This is a genomic window from Pseudomonas sp. LBUM1658, assembly GCF_059716055.1.
The window spans coordinates 3,197,704-3,216,410 of sequence record NZ_CP166798.1; the positions used below are offsets into that span (position 1 = coordinate 3,197,704).

Annotated in this window: 12 protein-coding genes; 5 read left to right on the top strand and 7 right to left on the bottom strand. The window is 59.6% G+C overall.

The genetic code is table 11. The features are described from left to right. The first annotated feature begins 186 nt into the window (after positions 1–186). From ACA064_RS14705 to ACA064_RS14725, 5 genes are all read left to right on the top strand, one after another. Positions 187–3,678, top strand: a complete 3,492-nt coding sequence (locus ACA064_RS14705; RefSeq protein ID WP_497673995.1) for a response regulator — start codon at positions 187–189, stop codon at positions 3,676–3,678. Next, positions 3,678–4,493: a CheR family methyltransferase gene (locus tag ACA064_RS14710; RefSeq protein WP_497673996.1), complete on the top strand. Its 816-nt coding sequence runs from the start codon at positions 3,678–3,680 to the stop codon at positions 4,491–4,493. Before ACA064_RS14705 ends, ACA064_RS14710 begins: the two co-directional genes overlap by 1 nt. Continuing rightward, a complete protein-coding gene (locus tag ACA064_RS14715; protein ID WP_497673997.1) occupies positions 4,490–5,095 on the top strand; it encodes a chemotaxis protein CheB in 606 nt (201 codons plus the stop codon). Before ACA064_RS14710 ends, ACA064_RS14715 begins: the two co-directional genes overlap by 4 nt. Further along, positions 5,089–6,270 (top strand): hybrid sensor histidine kinase/response regulator, encoded by a 1,182-nt coding sequence (locus ACA064_RS14720; RefSeq protein ID WP_497673998.1) that lies wholly within the window; start codon positions 5,089–5,091, stop codon positions 6,268–6,270. The genes ACA064_RS14715 and ACA064_RS14720 overlap by 7 nt, the downstream gene beginning before the upstream one ends. A gap of 77 nt (positions 6,271–6,347) precedes the next feature. Then, the gene (locus ACA064_RS14725; RefSeq protein ID WP_497673999.1) at positions 6,348–6,725 is read left to right on the top strand and encodes a response regulator; all 378 of its coding nucleotides are present in this window, start codon (positions 6,348–6,350) and stop codon (positions 6,723–6,725) included. 73 nt (positions 6,726–6,798) lie between these two features. Here ACA064_RS14725 and ACA064_RS14730 read toward each other — a convergent pair whose 3' ends face one another. From ACA064_RS14730 to mexE, 7 genes are all read right to left on the bottom strand, one after another. Further along, positions 6,799–8,469, bottom strand: coding sequence for an ATP-binding protein (locus ACA064_RS14730; protein WP_497674000.1), 1,671 nt, complete (start codon positions 8,467–8,469; stop codon positions 6,799–6,801). Next, on the bottom strand, positions 8,466–9,968 hold the full coding sequence (locus ACA064_RS14735) for an ATPase domain-containing protein (protein WP_497674001.1): 1,503 nt from the start codon (positions 9,966–9,968) through the stop codon (positions 8,466–8,468). Before ACA064_RS14735 ends, ACA064_RS14730 begins: the two co-directional genes overlap by 4 nt. A 363-nt stretch (positions 9,969–10,331) precedes the next feature. Beyond that, positions 10,332–11,387, bottom strand: coding sequence for a tetratricopeptide repeat protein (locus ACA064_RS14740; protein ID WP_497674002.1), 1,056 nt, complete (start codon positions 11,385–11,387; stop codon positions 10,332–10,334). A 77-nt stretch (positions 11,388–11,464) separates the two neighbouring features. After that, entirely contained in the window at positions 11,465–12,364 is a 900-nt protein-coding gene (locus ACA064_RS14745) for a bestrophin family protein (RefSeq protein WP_497674003.1), read from the bottom strand. 369 nt (positions 12,365–12,733) lie between these two features. After that, positions 12,734–14,158, bottom strand: a complete 1,425-nt coding sequence (locus tag ACA064_RS14750; protein WP_497674004.1) for an efflux transporter outer membrane subunit — start codon at positions 14,156–14,158, stop codon at positions 12,734–12,736. Continuing rightward, entirely contained in the window at positions 14,155–17,334 is a 3,180-nt protein-coding gene (locus ACA064_RS14755; RefSeq protein WP_497674005.1) for an efflux RND transporter permease subunit, read from the bottom strand. The genes ACA064_RS14750 and ACA064_RS14755 overlap by 4 nt, the downstream gene beginning before the upstream one ends. 15 nt (positions 17,335–17,349) lie before the next feature. Continuing rightward, positions 17,350–18,606, bottom strand: coding sequence for a multidrug efflux RND transporter periplasmic adaptor subunit MexE (gene mexE, locus ACA064_RS14760; protein WP_497674006.1), 1,257 nt, complete (start codon positions 18,604–18,606; stop codon positions 17,350–17,352). Between the last annotated feature and the right edge of the window lie 101 nt (positions 18,607–18,707).

Genomic DNA, 18,707 nt, shown 5'->3' on the forward strand with positions numbered 1-18,707 from the left:
TCCCGACAAGTTCCCGACGCTGCACAAAAAAGCATAGCTGTACAATGGCTTGCCAGAGTAACCGGTCTGCCTGAGCCTGGGCAGCCACGCCGTAGGAAATTGCGCGCTAAGCTGTCAGAAAAATAGCTGTTACGCCTGACTTTGGGGCAAACTCCGTGGTTTTTAATCCTTGATCAAGGCCTTCAAATGACCCCTCCGTCTTCGGTTGACGAGCAGAGTTTTCGCAAGCTGCTGAGCCGCAACGTCAGTCTGCCGTTGGGTGTCGGCGTACTCAGCGCCGTCTTTTTCGTCTCGTTGATCACTTATTTGCTGTCGGTGATCCAGTGGGTCGAACACACCGACCGAGTGATCAATAACGCCAATGAAGCGGCGAAGCTGACCGTCGATCTGGAAACCGGTATGCGCGGCTTTTTGATCACCGGCGACGAGCACTTCCTTGACCCTTATGAAGTGGCCAAGCCGCGGATCATCAGCGAGCTGCGCAACCTGCAGCAACTGGTGGCGGATAACCCGGAACAGGTCGACCGGCTCCAGCGTCTGGAATCCTTGCAGAATGAATGGAATGCCTATGCGCAGATGATGATTGATCTGCGTAGACAAAACGGTGATTACCGCGCAATTGTGCAAGCAGGCAGGGGCAAGCGGCTAACGGACGAGACCCGCAAGGAATATGACGCATTCATTGCGATGGAGCGGCAACTGCGGGTCATCCGCAATGAGGACGTCAGTCGCACCACTGTGCTGACCGTCAGCCTTTATTTGCTGTTCGTGCTCGGTCTCAGCGCCATATTGGCCTATATGGGTCGAAAAAATTTATTAGATCTTTCAAGTAGTTATAGAGAAAACCTCGAGTCGCTAGGCAAGAGTGCACAGCGCCTCGAACAGCAAGCCTGGCTACGTAACGGTCAGACCGAACTGGCCGAACAGGTGTTGGGGCAACTGACGCTGAACGTGCTCGGACGCAATATTCTGCAGTTTTGCGCGCAATACATAGGCAGCGTTGTTGCCGCCATGTATGTGCGCGAAGAACAGGGTGGTCTCAAACGCGTGGCCACCTACGGTTTCTCCCGTGAACAGGAAGAGCGGGGACAGGCGATTTTCAGTGGTGAAGGTATCGTCGGCCAGGCGGTCCAGCAGAACCATATCATCCGCCTGGACGATGTGCCTGGCGACTATTTCAAAGTCAGCTCCGCGCTGGGTGACGGGGCGCCGCGTTGTGTGCTGGTGGTGCCGACCAACAACGATGAGCAGGTCAATGGGGTCATTGAACTGGGTTTCCTGCGGGCATTGACCGACCGCGATATCGAACTGCTAGAGTTGATTGCCGACAATATCGGCACCTCGATCGAAGCCGCGCGTTATCGTCAACGCTTGCAGGAAGTGCTGGCCCAGACCCAGCAACTCAACGAAGAACTGCAAGTGCAGCAAGAAGAGCTCAAGACCGCCAACGAAGAGCTGGAAGAGCAGTCGCGGATCCTCAAGGAGTCCCAGGCCCACCTGGAGGCCCAACAAGTCGAACTGGAGCAGTCCAACGAGCAGTTGGCCGAGCAGGCCGTGGCCCTGGCCGAGCAACGCGACGCCGTGGATCGCAAGAATGGCGAATTGAGTGAGGCCCAGGTACAGCTGGAAGAGCGTGCGCTGGAGCTGCAGCGCTCAAGCAAGTACAAATCCGAGTTCCTCGCCAATATGTCCCATGAGCTGCGCACGCCACTGAACAGCTCGTTGATCCTGTCCAGGTTGCTTGCGGAAAACCCCCAGCAGAACCTCAGCGCCGAGCAGGTCAAGTTCGCCGAATCGATCTACTCGGCCGGCAACGATTTGCTCAACCTGATCAATGACATTCTCGATATTTCCAAGGTCGAGGCCGGCAAGCTGGAAATGCGCCCGGAAAACACCAATGTGGCGCGCCTGGTGGAAGGCTTGCGCGGGATGTTCCAGCCATTGGCCGCGGACAAACACCTGGAGTTCGCGGTCGAACTGCAGAATGGCGCTCCACAGATGATTTTCACCGACCGCCAACGACTGGAGCAGATTCTCAAGAACCTCCTTTCCAATGCGCTGAAGTTCACCGAAAAAGGCAACATCAGCCTGACTGTCTCACGCCAGCCCGGCGCGGGCATTGCCTTCACCGTGCGCGACTCGGGGATCGGTATCGCCTCGGAGCAGCAGCACAGTATCTTCGAAGCCTTCCGCCAGGCCGACGGCACCATCAACCGCCGTTATGGCGGCACCGGGCTGGGCCTGTCGATATCCCGCGATCTGGCGGCGCTGCTCGGTGGCTCCATCAGCGTCACCAGTGAGCCGGGGCAGGGCAGTTCTTTTACCCTGGTGTTGCCGGAGCAGTACGTCGAAGCGCACGTACAGCCGAGCGAACCCCTGCAGGCCATGGCATTCACTGGCGCTCCAGTCGCGATCAGCGCCGCCCCCTTGCCGGTCATCAGCGCAGTCCCGATTCCACACTTTGCCGATGACCGCGACAAGGCGCCGTTTGCCACTCGCTGCATGCTGGTAGTGGAAGATGAGCCGAACTTCGCGCGCATTCTGTTCGATCTGGCCCATGAGCTGGGTTATCACTGCCTGGTAGCCCATGGCGCAGACGAGGGCTACAGCCTCGCCACCCAGTTCATCCCGGACGCGATCCTGCTCGACATGCGCCTGCCGGACCATTCCGGGCTGACGGTGCTGCAACGTCTCAAGGAGCATGCCGAGACCCGGCACATCCCGGTGCATGTGATTTCTGTCGAGGACCGCGTCGAAGCCGCCATGCACATGGGCGCTGTCGGTTACGCGGTCAAGCCCACCACCCGCGAAGAACTCAAGGACGTGTTCGCCCGCCTGGAGGCCAAGTTGACCCAGAAGGTCAAACGGGTGCTGCTGGTCGAAGACGATGATGTGCAGCGCGACAGCATTGCCCGGCTGATCGGCGATGACGATATCGAGATCACCGCGGTCGGTCTGGCGCAGGCTGCGCTGGACCTGCTGCGCAGCAACATCTACGACTGCATGATCATCGATCTGAAGTTGCCGGACATGCTCGGCAATGACCTGCTCAAGCGCATGTCCACCGAAGACATCTGTTCGTTCCCGCCGGTGATCGTCTACACCGGACGTAACCTGACCCGTGATGAAGAGGCCGAGCTGCGCAAGTACTCGCGCTCGATCATCATCAAAGGCGCGCGCTCGCCTGAGCGTCTGCTCGATGAAGTGACGCTGTTTCTGCACAAAGTCGAATCCCAATTGTCCCATGACCGACAGAAGATGCTCAGGACCGCCCGCAGCCGTGACCGGGTCTTCGAGGGGCGCAAGGTGTTGCTGGTGGACGACGACGTACGCAATATCTTCGCCCTCACCAGTGCCCTTGAGCAAAAGGGTGCAATCGTGGTGATTGGGCGTAATGGCCGCGAGGCGATCGAGAGACTTAATGAAGTCGATGACATCGACCTGGTGCTGATGGACGTGATGATGCCGGAGATGGACGGCTTCGAGGCCACCATCGAGATTCGCAAAGACCCGCGCTGGCGCAAGCTGCCGATCATCGCGGTGACGGCCAAGGCCATGAAGGACGATCAGGAACGCTGCCTTTCGGCCGGCTCCAACGATTACCTGGCCAAGCCCATCGACCTGGATCGGTTGTTCTCGCTCATTCGTGTGTGGCTGCCAAAGATGGAACGAATCTAGTGGAGCGAAATACCGAGATCGAATTGCGGTTGCTGATTGAAGCGATTTACCTCAAGTACAGCTACGATTTTCGTGATTACTCCGGCGCTTCGATCAAGCGCCGGGTCAATCATGCGTTGCACCAGTTCGAGTGCAAGACCATCTCTGCATTGCAGGAGCGAGTACTGCACGACCCGACGGCGTTCATGCAGTTGCTGCAACTGCTGACGATCCCGGTCAGCGAGATGTTTCGCGACCCCTCGCACTTCCTGGCGATTCGCCAGGAAGTGGTGCCGCTGCTCAAGACCTGGCCCTCGATCAAGATCTGGATCGCCGGTTGCAGTACTGGGGAAGAGGTCTACTCCATGGCTATTCTGTTGCGCGAAGAGGGGCTGCTGGAACGGACCATCATCTATGCGACCGACATCAACCCGCACTCGCTGGAAAAAGCCAAGCAGGGCATCTTCTCGCTGGAGAATATTCGCGCCTACACCCATAACTATCAGCAGGCCGGCGGCCGGTGTTCGTTTGCCGACTACTACACTGCTGCATATGACTATGCGATTTTCGACAAGACCTTGCGCGACAACGTGACCTTCGCCGATCACAGCCTGGCGACCGACAGTGTCTTCTCCGAAACTCAATTAATTTCGTGCCGTAACGTATTGATTTATTTCAATAAAAAATTGCAGGATCGCGCCTTCGGTTTGTTTCACGAATCGCTCTGTCATCGTGGCTTCCTGGTACTGGGAAGCAAGGAAACCCTGGATTTTTCCGCCTATGGCAAGCAGTTCGAACCGTTGGTGAAACAAGAACGGATCTACCGCAAATCATGAACAGTGGCCTGGCCAAGCGAATCAATCTGCCTTGTATCGAGGCCATCGTAGTCGGCGCGTCGGCCGGCGGAGTCGAGGCCTTGCTGAGCATTTTCAGTGACTTGGGCCAGGGTTTCAGCTTGCCGATCATTGTCGTTCTGCATTTGCCCGATGAGCGCCGCAGCCAATTGGCGGAAGTCTTTGCCCGGCGCGTGTCGATGCCGGTCAAGGAAGCTCGCGACAAGGCTGTTATCGAACCCGGAACCCTGTATTTCGCCGGACCCGACTATCACCTTTCGGTGGAGCAGGACCGTAGCCTGTCCTTGAGCCTGGAAGACCGTGTCCATTATTCACGTCCGGCCATCGACTATCTGTTCGAGTCCGCCGCTGATGCCTATGGCCCGGGGCTGGCCGCCGTGCTGTTGACCGGCGCCAACCAGGACGGTGCGCTTGGCCTGGCGCAGGTCAAGCGCCGTGGCGGCTTGACCGTGGTTCAGGATCCGCAGGAAGCCCATGTGTCGACCATGCCCGATGCGGCCCTGGCACTGCAGCAACCGGACCACATTCTCCCTTTGCGCGGCATCAGCCGTTTGCTTGTCGAGCTGGAACGAATCACATGCTAATTAATATCCCGGCCAAACTGCTGATCGTCGACGATCTGCCGGAGAACCTGTTGGCCCTTGAAGCGCTGATCAAGCGTGAAGACCGCATGGTGTACAAAGCCTTGTCCGCCGATGAAGCCCTGTCCCTGCTGTTGCAACACGAATTCGCCCTGGCGATTCTCGACGTGCAGATGCCGGGCATGAACGGTTTCGAACTGGCCGAGTTGATGCGCGGCACCGAAAAAACCAAAAACATTCCGATTGTGTTCGTCAGCGCCGCCGGTCGTGACCTGAACTATGCGTTCAAGGGCTATGAAAGCGGGGCCGTGGACTTCTTGCACAAGCCGCTGGATATCCATGCGGTGAAAAGCAAGGTCAATGTGTTTGTCGAACTGTATCGGCAAAGCAAGGCCATGAAGCAGCAGGTCGAAGCACTGGAGCGCAGCCGTCGCGAGCAGGAAGCGTTGCTCCAGCAATTGCAGGTTACGCAAAACGAACTCGAGCAAGCGGTGCGCATGCGCGACGATTTTATGTCGATCGTCGCCCATGAAGTGCGTACACCGCTGAACGGGCTGTTCCTGGAAACCCAGTTGCGCAAGATGCACCTGGCCCGGGATAACGCCGGGGCCTTCACCCTGGACAAGATGCACGCGATGGTCGATCGCGACGAGCGCCAGATCAAAAGCCTGATCCGGTTGATCGAAGACATGCTCGATGTCTCGCGGATTCGCACCGGCAAGTTATCGATCCGCCCCAGCCGCTTCGATTTGACGCAATTGGTGGGCAACCTGCTGCAAAACTTCGCGTCGCAGATCGACGAGGCCGAATCCTCGGTGAGCTTCCTCGCGGAGCAACCGATAGAGGGCAACTGGGACGAATTTCGCATCGAGCAGGTGGTGTCTAATCTGCTGACTAATGCCCTGCGCTATGGCGCCAAGGGTTCGATCGACGTGCGGGTGTACTCCCAGGACGGCCAGGCGCGGGTCGAAGTGCGTGACCATGGCATTGGTATCAGCGAAGAGAATCAGAAGCGCATTTTTCAGCAGTTCGAGCGGGTGTCGGCGAAAACCGTAGTCGCCGGACTGGGTCTCGGACTGTTTATTTCCGAACAAATTGTTGCCGCCCATGGTGGTTCCATCACCGTCGAGAGCAAGATTCATCAAGGCTCATTATTTCGCGTTTGTCTGCCGCTTTAGAAAACCGCCGCACGGAACGCAACCTCTGCCTGACCCTATGGTCGTATCTGGCAGCTACTACCGAACAAAGGCTTCCCATGAGTGAAGATGCACAAGACGTCGTATTGATTGTCGAAGATGAACCGGTAATCCTGATGCTGCTCGCCGACTACCTGTCAGGCCTGGGCTATCGGGTCTTGCAAGCCGAAAACGGCGAGCAGGCCTTCGAGATTCTGGCCAGCAAACCGAATCTGGACATGATGATCACCGACTATCGACTGCCCGGTGGCATCACCGGGGTGATGATTGCCGAGCCCGCCGTCAAACTGCGTCCGGACCTGAAAGTGATCTTTATCAGCGGTTATGCGGCGGAAATCCGCGAGTCAGGCAGCCCCATCACCCTGACTGCACCGATTCTGGAAAAACCTTTCGACCTGAATAAGCTGCAAGAGAAAATGCAGGAAATGCTGGCTTAAGGCTCGAACTGGTACTGCCTACGTAGCAGCTGCCGAGCCCGCGAGGCAGCTGCTACGAGATCTGCGTCTGGCTTCAGGCACTGATCATCTCTCGCACTTTCGCCGTCAGCAGGTCGAAGGTGAAGGGTTTGGTGATCATCTGCATGCCGGGATCGAGGAAACCACCGCGCACTGCCGCGTGCTCGGCGTAGCCGGTGATAAACAGCACTTTGAGGCCCGGCCTGAGCTGTCGGCCAATTTCCGCCAGTTGCCGGCCGTTCATGCCTGGTAAGCCTACATCGCTGATCAACAGGTCGATACGCTGGCTGGAGTCGAGTATCGGCATCGCGCTGCTGGCGTCGCCCGCTTCGACAAAGGCATACCCCAACTCGCTCAAAACCGCGCTGACCAGTACCCGCACGGCCGGGTCATCCTCGACGATCAGCACTGTTTCACCCTTTCTGGCATTGAGCGCCTGTGGTTGATCGAGCAATGCCTGTGGTTCCAGGTCGCCGCAAAAGCGCGGCAGGAACAGGTTCACCGTAGTGCCCTTGCCGACCTCGCTGTGGATCGTGACATGGCCGTGGGATTGTTTGCTGAAACCGTAGATCATCGACAGGCCCAGTCCGGTACCCTGGCCAATCGGCTTGGTGGTGAAAAACGGATCGAAGGCGCGGTTGATGATGTGTTCCGGCATACCGCAGCCGGAATCCCTGACGCTCAAGACCACGTAGTCGCCTGGTTCAAGGTTGTTCTGAGGCCCCGTGAAACCGGCATCCAGACGCTGGTTGTAGGTCTCCACCACCAGTCTGCCGCCATCGGGCATCGCATCCCGGGCATTGAGCGCCAGGTTGAGCAGGGCGCTTTCCAGTTGGTTCGGATCGGCTTCGGCCACCCACAGTTGATCACCCAACTGCATGTCCAGGTGGATGCTCTCGTTGAGACTGCGCTGCAGCAATTCGCCCATGGCGATGACCAGAGTGTTCATGTGCACTGGCTTGGAGTCGAGCGATTGGCGACGGGAAAACGCCAGCAAACGATGGGTCAGACCCGCGGCGCGATTGGCCGACGTCACGCCGAGTTCGATCAGGCTGTCCAGATCCTCGGTACGGCCGCGGGCCAGACGCCTGCGCAGCAATTCCAGGCTGCCGATAATTCCGGTCAACATGTTGTTGAAGTCGTGAGCGATACCGCCGGTGAGTTGCCCGACCGCTTCCATCTTCTGCGACTGACGCAAGGCTTCCTCGTTGTGGCGCAACTGCGCGGTACGCTCCTCGACTTGCTGTTCGAGGGTCTCCAGGGTGTTCTGTAGACGTTGCTCGCTGTCGCTGAGGTCGATCAACCGGTCCCTGGCTTCATATTGCCGACATCGACCGCGAAGGGCAGTCGTCACCAGGCTGATCAGCGTCACCGGGTGAAAAGGTCGCTCGAGAAAGGTGACGTTGCCTAATTGTGCCCCGAGACTCGAGGACGGGTTCTGCTCCGGACCTCCATGGTGAGTCAACAGCACGATAGGCAAGTCCGACCAGGCCGGCTGTTGTTCAAGGTAGCTGATCAAGGGCCCGAGATCCGCGCCGAGCAGGGCTTCGGCGGCGATGATCAACAAACCGGCGCCTTGTTCCAGTTCGGCACATAACCCGCTCAGATCCCGGGCTGCGATGCCGCTGAAACCGGCTTCGTCGAGAAGCGACAGCGCGAGCTGGCTGTCACGCCCCAGGGGCGCGAGAATAATCGCGCGCGCACAAGCGGGTTCAAGAACTGTCACTGGTCCTCATCCTTGAGTAATGGCTTACTCGCGCCCAGGTAAGTTGGAACACCGCGCAGCACACCCTGGAATGCCTCCAGCGGCTCGCCGATGGTCAAGCCTCGGCCGCTGATGCGGTATTCGCGAATGGTCGACTCATGGCTACCGGTGCGTTTCTTGATGATCGAGATCGCCCGGCGGACCTTGCCCAGCGCTTCGAAGTAGCGCAGCAGTATCACTGTGTCGGCCAGGTAAGTGATATCGACGGGCGCATGCATATCACCCACCAGGCCGTGCTGGGCGACGGTCATGAAGGTCGCGGCTCCCTGGCGATTGAGGTATAGCAAGAGTTCGTGCATGTGCAGCACCAGGGCATTTTCTTCCGGCATCGCTGCCTGGTAGCCGTTGATGCTGTCGATGATCACGGTCTTGATATTGCCTTCATCGACGCAACGACGAACGCGCCAGGAGAACTCGCCAGGCGACAATTCCGCGGCATCCACCTGCTCGATCAGCAAATTGCCGCTGGCTTGCAGGGCTTGCAGATCGATACCCAGGTTCTTCATGCGTTCGAACAGCAGGCCGAGCTCTTCGTCGAAGATGAACAGCGCGGCCTTCTCGCCGCGAGCTACTGCCGCGGCAGCGAAAGTCATGGTGATCAGCGATTTGCCGGTCCCGGCCGGGCCGAGGATCAAGGTGCTGGAACCGGTTTCGATACCGCCGCCCAGCAGCGCATCCATTTCCTCGATGCCACTGCTGAGCTGGCGACGGATATAGGACCCGCGATGCTCGGCGGCCACCAGGCGCGGGAATACGTGTACGCCATCGGCCATGATGGTGAAGGCGTGGAACCCGCCGCGGTACTTTTGGCCTCGATACTTCACCACTCGGACCCGTCGGCGTTCCGCACCATAATTGGGGGTCAACTCTTCCAGGCGGATGACCCCGTGGGCAACGCTGTGGACGGTCTTGTCGAGGGCTTCGGTGGTCAGGTCATCCAGCAGCAGGACGGTGGCGTCGTAGTGCACGAAGTAGTGCTTGATCGCCAGAATCTGCCGCCGATAACGCAATGAGCTTTGGGCCAGCAGGCGAATCTCGGACAAACTGTCGAGCACCACGCGGGTCGGTTTTACCCGCTCGACGATGTCGAAAATCTGTCGGGTGGCTTCGCCCAGTTCAAGGTCCGAGGAGTACAGCAGGCTTTGTTGATGCTCGCCATTGAGCAGGTTTTCAGGGGGCGTCAGCTCGAAAATATGAATGTTTTCGTCCAGCTCCCAACCGTGGGACAGTGCCCCCTGACGCAGTTCGCGCTCGGTTTCCGACAGCGTGATATACAGCAAGCGTTCGCCGGCCCGGGCTCCAGCCAGCAAAAAATGCAGGCCTACAGTGGTCTTGCCGGTCCCGGGCTCGCCTTCGAGCAAAAATACATGGCCGCGTGACAGTCCGCCAGAAAGGATGTCATCCAGTCCCTCGATACCGGTGGCGGCTTTGACGCTGATCGACTCGTTAGAAATAGACAAAAAATGCCCTCGCGCGACTGGGTAAGCGTGCAGCTGGCCGGGTAGCCCGAAATCGCTGCATTCTCACTTGACCTTGGTGCGTGGCCACGGTTCAACGTTTTATTCGGTGTCTGAGAAACCCATGGGTTATCAGGTGTACGCATAACCCGTAGGAGCTGCCGCAGGCTGCGATCTTTTGATCTTCGCGCCAGCCTGGCCAACCCCATTGCTCGCGGAAAAGATCGCAGCCTGCGGCAGCTCCTACAGGGGTTTTTGTACACCCATTACACCGCAGGAAAGCGCCTGCAACCCCTGCTGCAACGCCGGATCATCCTGTAAAACCCGTAGGGGTTTTTGTACACCCATTACACCGCAGGAAAGCGCCTACAACCCCTGTTGCAACGCCGGATCATCCGGGTTTTGTTGCTCCAGCTGCGCCAGCAGGATTTGCACGTTCTGCAATTGCCCGGATTCTTTCCAGTAGTTGATCAGCAGTACCCGCGCCTTGCGGTTGGCCGGCTGACGTTGAACGATTTCTTCGAGCTGTCGTTGTGCGGCCTCGAGTTCATCTTCGTCGTGCAAGGTGGTGGCCAGGTCATAACGGTAATCGTTGTTGTCCGGCTCCAGCTCCACTGCCTTGGACAGGCCCAGCAGGGCGAACTCGCTTTGTCCGTGATGCAATAGCCAGAGGCCCAGGGCATGTTGCAGGTAAGCCGAACCGGATTGGGCCTGCAGCTGTTTGGCGAGCAATTGCCGCGCTGCTTCACTCTGACCTTGCTTGTCCAGTACCTCGACCTGCAGCACCCCGGCGCGCAGATTGTCCGGTTCCAGGCGCAACACCTGTTCCAGCGCCTGTTGCGCCTCTTTCAATTCGGCGTTGTGCAGGTGCAGGCGGGCCAGTTGGTACTGCGCCTCGACGCTCTCGGACTGGGTCTTGAGCACTGACTCATACTCGTCGAGTACCTGTTGCAAGGGACCGAAATACAAGCCCAGGTCGTCCGGCGAAAGCCCCAGGAGCGCAGCGGCGGCGGCAAAGCGCAGGGGCTGATCGCTGTCGTCGAGCAACGGCCCGAGCAACAAACTTCGCGGCCCGCCGGGAACCAGCCCGACGATGCTTTGTATCGCTGCCTGGCGAACTACAACCGAGGGGTTGTGCAGGTCGGCACCGGCCAGTTTCAAGGCTTGCGGGCTAGGGTAGTTGGGCAACTCGGCATGTAATCTGACCCGTCGGCTGTCCGAGAGATCCGTGCGCGCCAATTGCTGATAGAGCACCCGTGCCGCGCCCGGCTGGCCGTTACGGGCCTGGACCAGCGCTTTGTCGTAACCACGCTTCACCGCAGGGGGAAGCTCTGGCGCGGTGCTGCGCAAAAAAAGCCACGCGATACCGAAGGCAAACAGGATAAGCAGACTGATGAGCAGGTAGCGGCGGGGCTTGGACATGCAGGAATCCGGGGGGCTGGCGAGCTTTTGCAAAGGCGTCAGCTTCGGTCAGCAGGAACCGGGAGTCAAACCCGGACTCAGCTCAGCACGTAATCAAGGGGCTCCAGCGCCGCCGGCAGGTCGGTTCGCCCCAGTGCCACCAGAACTTCACGTTCGATGGTGCGCACTATCGCGTTACACGGCAGATCGTTCTCATCGAAGCCGAACGGGTCTTCGAGGTCATCGCCGATCTCGTCGAGGCCGAAAAAGGTGTAGCTGACAATCGCCGTGAAGATCGGCGCCAGCCAACCCAATGGTTCGGCCATGGCGAAGGGCAGCAGGATGCAGAACAGATAAATCGTGCGGTGCAGCAGCAAGGTGTAAGGGAAGGGCAGTGGTGTGCTTTTGATCCGTTCGCAGCTGGCCTGGACCAGACTCAGGCTGACCAGCCGGGTTTCCAGCTGAACGTAACGCCACTCGCTGATCCGCTTCTGTTCGGCAAGCACCGAACAGCGGGCGCCAATGCGTTGCAGCAGGCTGTCAGTGACATTGGGGTGATGGCTATCAATCACGTCATGTACCCAGGGTCTGGCGGCGGCCGCTTCATCTTCACCGCGCAACCGGGCAATCAACCCGTGGGCAAACCCGCACAGTTCACGCAGCAAACGCTCGCGCTCGTGACCGCCCTTGAGTACCTGGGTTTCGCGAATCAGCGAGCGCACCTCGATGATCAGCTGGCCCAACTGCTTGCGACCTTCCCACCAGCGGTCATAACAGGCGTTGTTGCGAAAGCTCATGAAAATCGACAGCGACAGACCGAGCAAGGTAAACGGTGTGGCGTTGACCTTGGAGAACCAGGCCGGATGCCAGGTCTCCACCAGCACGATCACCGAGGCCAGCAACGTCACCAGCAGGCTGCGCAAGGCAATGCGTCGGGCAATCGAGCCTTTGAGGGAAAACAGGATGCCGATCAGGTTCGGCTTGGAGCGGACAATCATCGTCGAGGCTTTTCGGTTGAGGCGCTTTCGCAGCGGGTTCAGATTAAGAGCCCGGGAAATCAGTGTCCAATCGCTATGGCTGACGGTTTGATCGAGCACATCTATGATGACTGGCTTGACGATCGTTAGATCGGATGGATATTGCTTGATGATATCAGGGCTCTTTGTAGGAGCGAGCTTGCTCGCGATGGACTCAAAGGCGGCGCGTTTATTCAGGAAGCACGCATTATCGTTAACGCCCATCGCGAGCAGGCTCGCTCCCACAGGATCTTCATCGTTCCCCGCAAACGCGCAAAAAAAGCCCCGCGACCGAATGCGGTGCGGGGCAAAAAATCTGGTTGGTTGCGGCCAACCAAAGGAGCGCTTGAATCAGTGATTGCTGGCGACTGTCTCCGGCTGCCAGCCGCCGCCGAGGGCTTTGTAGATAGCGACGATGCCGCGGTACAGATCGATTTCGGCCTGGGCCTGAGAGTCTTCGGCGGCCAGGCGTTCGCGTTGGGCGTCGAGCAGCACGAGGAAGTCCGCCGTCCCTTCGCGGTAGCGGATTTGCGCCAGGTCGGCGGCGGCGCGGCTCGATTCGCTTTGACGAATCAGCGAGATCAGGCGCTGCTGGCGTTTGCCGTAATCGCTGAAAGCGTTTTCCGACTCTTCCAGGGCCAACAGCACCTGTTGCTCATAGGTCGCCAGCGCGCCATCGGCGTCAGCATCGGCAGCCCGCAAGCGAGCGCGGACGCTGCCCAGATCGAATGCCGCCCAGGTGATGCTAGGGCCGAGTGCCCAGGCGTTGGCGGCCGAGGAGCCGATCTGCGAACCACGTCCGGCGGTGAAGCCGAGGAAGCCACTCAAGCTGACCCGTGGGAACAAATCGGCCTTGGCCACGCCGATACGGGCAGTGGCTGCCGCCAGTTTGCGTTCGGCGCTGAGGATGTCCGGGCGGCGTTGCAGCAACTGGCCCGGATCACCAATCGGCAGCGCCTTGGCAATCGCCGGCAGGGTCGCCGGGCTGAGGTCGACGGTGAGTTTGTCCGGGCGCTCGCCGAGCAGGGTGGCGATGCGGTTACGCTGGCGCACTTGCTCGGCCTGCAGTTGCGGCACGCTGGCTTCGACCGCCGCGAGGCGGGCATCGGCGCGCACCACATCGAGCTGATCACCGACACCGGCCTCGCGCAGGCTTTCAGTAATGGTGCGCGAGTCCTGCTGGTTCTTCAGGTTGGCCAGGGCGATTTTTTCCCGCAGTTGCGCGCCGCGCAGTTGCCCGTAGGCATCCACCAGTTCGGCAATCATGGTGACTTGCAGTTGGTAGAGGTCGGCGGCGGCCACTTGCTGGTCGGCATCGCTGGCTTCCAGTTGACGCTGGATACGCCCGAACAGATCGATCTCCCAGGCCATGTCCAGGCCCAGGTCATAACGTTCGGTGTGCACCCGCTGGTCGGTGATGCCCGGTTGCTGAGCCTTGCCTTGATCACTGCTGACGCGGCTGGTGATGGTCGGCATGGCGTCGTTGCTGACGTCATCGCGGATCGCCCGGGCCGCACGCAGACGGGCGAAGGCGACGCGCAGTTCACGGTTGCCCTGCAAGGATTTGCTCACCAGCTGGTCGAGGGTCGGATCATCGAACTGGTGCCACCAGATGCCTTCAAAGCGTGCACGATCGAAGTTCTTCTGGCCGGCGGCGCCATCGGTGGCGGCCGTGATGTTGGCCGCCTCCGTGTCCGGGGTCTTATAGTCCGGGCCGACGGTGCAGGCACTCAAGGCCAGCACCAGCAAGCTCGGCAGGAAGGCTTTCAGGCTCATTGTTGCGCCTCCAGTTTCAGGGCCTTGGCCGCTTTGCGGGCTTCGCCGCGTTCGACGAAACGACGGATCAATACGTAGAACACCGGCGTCAGCAGCAGACCGAAGAAGGTCACCCCGAGCATCCCGGAGAACACCGCCACACCCATGGCATGACGCATTTCCGCACCGGCACCGCTGGAGAAGACCAAGGGCACCACACCCATGATGAAGGCGAAGGAGGTCATCAGGATCGGCCGCAGACGCAGACGGCAGGCTTCCAGTACCGCGCTGAGCGGGTCGAGACCTTCCTCTTGCTTATCCTTGGCGAACTCGACGATCAGAATCGCGTTCTTGCAGGCAAGCCCCACCAGCACGATCAGCCCGATCTGGGTGAAGATGTTGTTGTCGCCGCCCGAGGCAATCACCCCGACGATGGCCGACAGCAGGGTCATCGGCACGATCAGGATCACCGCCAGTGGCAGGCTCCAGCTTTCGTATTGTGCCGCCAATACCAGGAACGCCAGCAACACACAGAGCGGGAACACGAACAGCGCAGTGTTGCCCGACAGAATCTGCTGGTAGGTCAGGTCGGTCCATTCGTAGGTCATGCCGTTGGGCAGTTCTTCCTTGAGCAGTTTCTCGATGGCTTTCTCGGCCTGGCCGGAGCTGTAGCCGGGCGCCGCGGCACCATTGATTTCAGCGGTGATGAAGCCGTTGTAATGCATCACGCGATCCGGGCCCGAGGTGTCGCTGACCTTGATGAAGGTCGCCAGCGGGATCATCTCGCCTTTGTTGTTGCGCACTTTCAGCTGTCCGATCTGGCCGGGTTCAAGGCGGAACTGCTGCTCGGCCTGAACGTTGACCTGATAGGTGCGACCAAAGCGGTTGAAGTCGTTGGCATACAGCGAACCCAGGTAGATCTGCAGGGTGTCGAAGATGTCGCTGACGGCCACGCCGTGGGTCTTGGCTTTTTCCCGGTCGATGGCGGCATCGACCTGCGGCACGTTCACGGTGTAGCTGGTGAACAAACCGGCCAGTTCCGGAACGCTGTGGCTTTTGTTGATGATGTTCATGGTTTCTTTGTACAGCTCGTCGTAGCCCAGGTTGCCCCGGTCCTCGATCTGCAGACGGAAACCACCGATGGTCCCCAGGCCCTGTACCGGCGGCGGTGGAAAAATCGCGATGTAGGCACCCTGGATGTCAGCGAACTTGGCGTTCAACGCAGCCGCGATGGCACCGGCAGACTCGCTCGGATCGGTACGCTCATCGAATGGCTTGAGCGGGGTGAACACGATGCCGCTGTTCGGGCTGTTGGTGAAACCGTTGATCGACAGGCCAGGGAAGGCCACCGAGTTGGCGACACCAGGTTGCTTGAGGGCAATTTCCGACATCTGCTTGATCACTTCTTCGGTGCGATCCAGGCTCGAGGCGTCAGGCAACTGGGCAAAGGCCACCAGGTATTGCTTGTCCTGGGCTGGAACGAAGCCGGTCGGAGTGCTGGCAAAACCCATCCAGGTCAGCACCATCAGGCCTGCATAGACCAGCAGGGCAATGCCGCTGCTGCGGATCACGCGGGTGACGGTGCCGACATAACCATGGCTGGCACGATCGAAAAAACGGTTGAACGGACGGAACAACCAGCCACCGAACAGCTTGTCGAGCACCTTCGAGAAACGGTCTTTGGGCGCGTCGTGGCTTCTGAGCAGGACCGCGGCCAATGCCGGCGACAGGGTCAGCGAGTTGAAGGCCGAGATCACCGTGGAGATCGCAATCGTCAGGGCGAACTGTTTATAGAACTGCCCGGTCAACCCGGAAATGAACGCCGCCGGGATGAACACCGCACACAACACCAGTGCCGTGGCGACAATCGGCCCGGTCACTTCGCGCATGGCGCGCTTGGTGGCTTCGACCGGTGTCAGTCCGAGTCCAATGTTTCGCTCGACGTTTTCCACCACCACGATGGCGTCGTCCACCACGATACCGATGGCCAGCACCAGCCCGAACAGCGACAGGGCGTTCAACGAGAAGCCGAACAGGTGCATCACGGCAAAGGTACCGATCAGCGAAACCGGCACCGCCACCAATGGAATGATCGAGGCACGCCAGGTCTGCAGGAACAGGATCACCACCAGCACCACCAGGATCAGCGCTTCGAACAGGGTATGCACCACTGCCTCGATGGAACCGCGCACGAAGATGGTCGGGTCATAGATGATGTCGAAGTCCATGCCTTCCGGGAAGTTCTGTTTCAACTCGGCCATTTTTGCCCGGACTTCGTTGGAAATCTCGATGGCGTTGGAGCCAGGGCGCTGGAAGATCGGGATGGCCACCGCGGGCTGGTTGTTCAGCAATGAACGCAGCGCGTATTGACTGGAGCCCAGTTCAACTCGGGCGATATCTTTCAGACGAGTGATCTCACCATCGTCGCCAGAGCGGATGATGATGTTCTCGAATTCTTCCTCGGAGACTAGCCGGCCCTGAGTGTTGACCGACAGCTGGAAGGCCGTGGCATTCGGTGCAGGAGGCGCACCCAGGGCACCGGCGGCGACCTGGCGGTTCTGCTCGCGGATCGCGGTGACTACGTCGGTGGCGGTCAGGTTGCGCGAAGCGGTCTTGTTCGGATCGAGCCAGACCCGCAGCGAGTAGTCGCCCATGCCGAACAGTTGCACATCACCGACACCGCCCAGGCGCGCCAGCTCATCCTTGATGTTGAGCAGGGCGTAGTTGGACAGATAGAGCATGTCGTAGCGTTTGTCCGGCGAGGTCAAGTGCACGACCATGGTCAGGTCGGGCGAGGCCTTGTCCACCGTGATGCCGATCCGGGTCACTTCCTCGGGCAGCTTGGGCTCGGTTCGGGTCACGCGGTTCTGCACCTGGACCTGGGCGTTATCCAGATCGGTGCCGAGGGCGAAGGTGATGGTCAGGGTGATCTTGCCGTCGGCGGTCGACTGCGAGGACATGTACAGCATGTTCTCGACGCCGGTGATGGCTTGCTCCAGGGGAGCGGCCACGGTTTCACCGATGACTTTAGGGTTGGCACCCGGGAAGTTGGCGCGCACCACCACAGTCGGCGGTACCACTTCCGGGTATTCGCTGATTGGCAACTGGAACAGCGAAATGGCGCCAGCGATCAGGATCAACAGCGACAGCACTGCTGCGAAGATCGGCCGTGAAATGAAGAACTGGGAAAAATTCATCGGAGTTGTCGTCCCTTAACCGCGTGGGTTCGCAGCGCTGGCCAGCTTCACCGCGACCCCGGTTGCGCTCTTGTCGGGCGCGACTTGGGGCAGGTTGCTGGCTTCCAGTGCTTGTCGTTGTTGCGCCAGAGCGGCGAGGGTTTCTTTGCTGGCCATCGGGATCGTTTCAGGGGCGACCGGTGAGCCCGGACGAACCCGCTGCAAGCCCTTGACGATGATGGTGTCGTCTTTGTTCAGGCCGCTGCGCACGATGCGCAAGCCTTCGATTTTCGGACCCAGTTCGACTGCGCGATAGGTCGATTTGTTGTCGCCATCTATCACCAGCACGAACTTCTTGCCAAGGTCGGTACCGACCGCTTCATCGTTGATCAGCACCGCGGAGTAGGTGCCGCTGCCTACCAGTTTCAGGCGTGCATACAGGCCTGGGGTGTAGCTGCCATCGCTGTTGTCGAACACGGCGCGGCCACGGATGGTGCCGGTTTTCGGGTTGACCTGGTTGTCGACGAAGTTCATCTGGCCCAGGTGCGGGTTGCCGTCTTCATTGGACAGGCCCAGGTAAACCGGGGTGGTTTGACCGCGTTGGCCCTGGCGGGCGAGCTCGGTGTACTTGAGGTACACGCGCTCATCGGCGTCGAAGTAGGCGTAGATTTTGTCGGTGGACACCACGCTGGTCAGCGCGGTGACGTCGGCGGTGACCAGGTTGCCGGCGGTGATTTGCGCACGGCTGACGCGACCGCTGATGGGCGAGGTCACGCGGGTGAAACTCAGGTTCAGCTTCGCCAGATCAAGCTGTGCCTGGATAGCGCCGACACCGGCCCGGGCTTCCTGGGCGGCGCTGGTGCGCGAGTCGGCCAGTTCTGCGGAAATCGCATTGCTGGTGCGCAGACGCTCACCGCGTTTGGCTTCGTTTTCGCTACGGGTGGCATTGGCGCGGCCCTGGGCAACCAGGGCTTCGAGGCGGCGAACCTCGGCCTGGAACGGACGCGGGTCGATCTGGAACAGCAGGTCGCCTTTTTTCACCAGCGCACCTTCGGTGAAAGCGACTTCATCGATCTGGCCGGACACCCGTGGACGGATCTCGACGGTTTCCGGAGCTTCAAGACGCCCGGTGAATTCGTCCCACTCGTTGACCGGCTGTTCCAGCACCTTGGCTACGCTGACCTTGGGTGCTGGCAGGGTGGCGGCAGCGTCTGGAGCCTTGCCGCAGGCGCTCATCACCAACAAGGCCAGCGCGGCCAAGGGGAAGCGCAAATGTTTGAATGACTGTTCCATGGATGCATCCGCCAAAATATTAAGATGGGCGGATGATGCGTTGCGAGGTTGTATCGCACGAATCGAATGAAGCGAAGGTAACTATCATTCGGAATGATATA

Excerpts from the sequence above, each read along its gene's own strand:
- ACA064_RS14720 (WP_497673998.1), top strand. The coding sequence starts at position 5,089 with ATGCTAATTAATATCCCGGCCAAACTGCTGATCGTCGACGATCTGCCG.
- ACA064_RS14750 (WP_497674004.1), bottom strand. The coding sequence starts at position 14,158 with ATGAGCCTGAAAGCCTTCCTGCCGAGCTTGCTGGTGCTGGCCTTGAGT.
- ACA064_RS14725 (WP_497673999.1), top strand. The coding sequence starts at position 6,348 with ATGAGTGAAGATGCACAAGACGTCGTATTGATTGTCGAAGATGAACCG.
- ACA064_RS14745 (WP_497674003.1), bottom strand. The coding sequence starts at position 12,364 with ATGATTGTCCGCTCCAAGCCGAACCTGATCGGCATCCTGTTTTCCCTC.
- ACA064_RS14705 (WP_497673995.1), top strand. The coding sequence starts at position 187 with ATGACCCCTCCGTCTTCGGTTGACGAGCAGAGTTTTCGCAAGCTGCTG.
- ACA064_RS14755 (WP_497674005.1), bottom strand. The coding sequence starts at position 17,334 with ATGAATTTTTCCCAGTTCTTCATTTCACGGCCGATCTTCGCAGCAGTG.
- mexE (WP_497674006.1), bottom strand. The coding sequence starts at position 18,606 with ATGGAACAGTCATTCAAACATTTGCGCTTCCCCTTGGCCGCGCTGGCC.
- ACA064_RS14715 (WP_497673997.1), top strand. The coding sequence starts at position 4,490 with ATGAACAGTGGCCTGGCCAAGCGAATCAATCTGCCTTGTATCGAGGCC.
- ACA064_RS14740 (WP_497674002.1), bottom strand. The coding sequence starts at position 11,387 with ATGTCCAAGCCCCGCCGCTACCTGCTCATCAGTCTGCTTATCCTGTTT.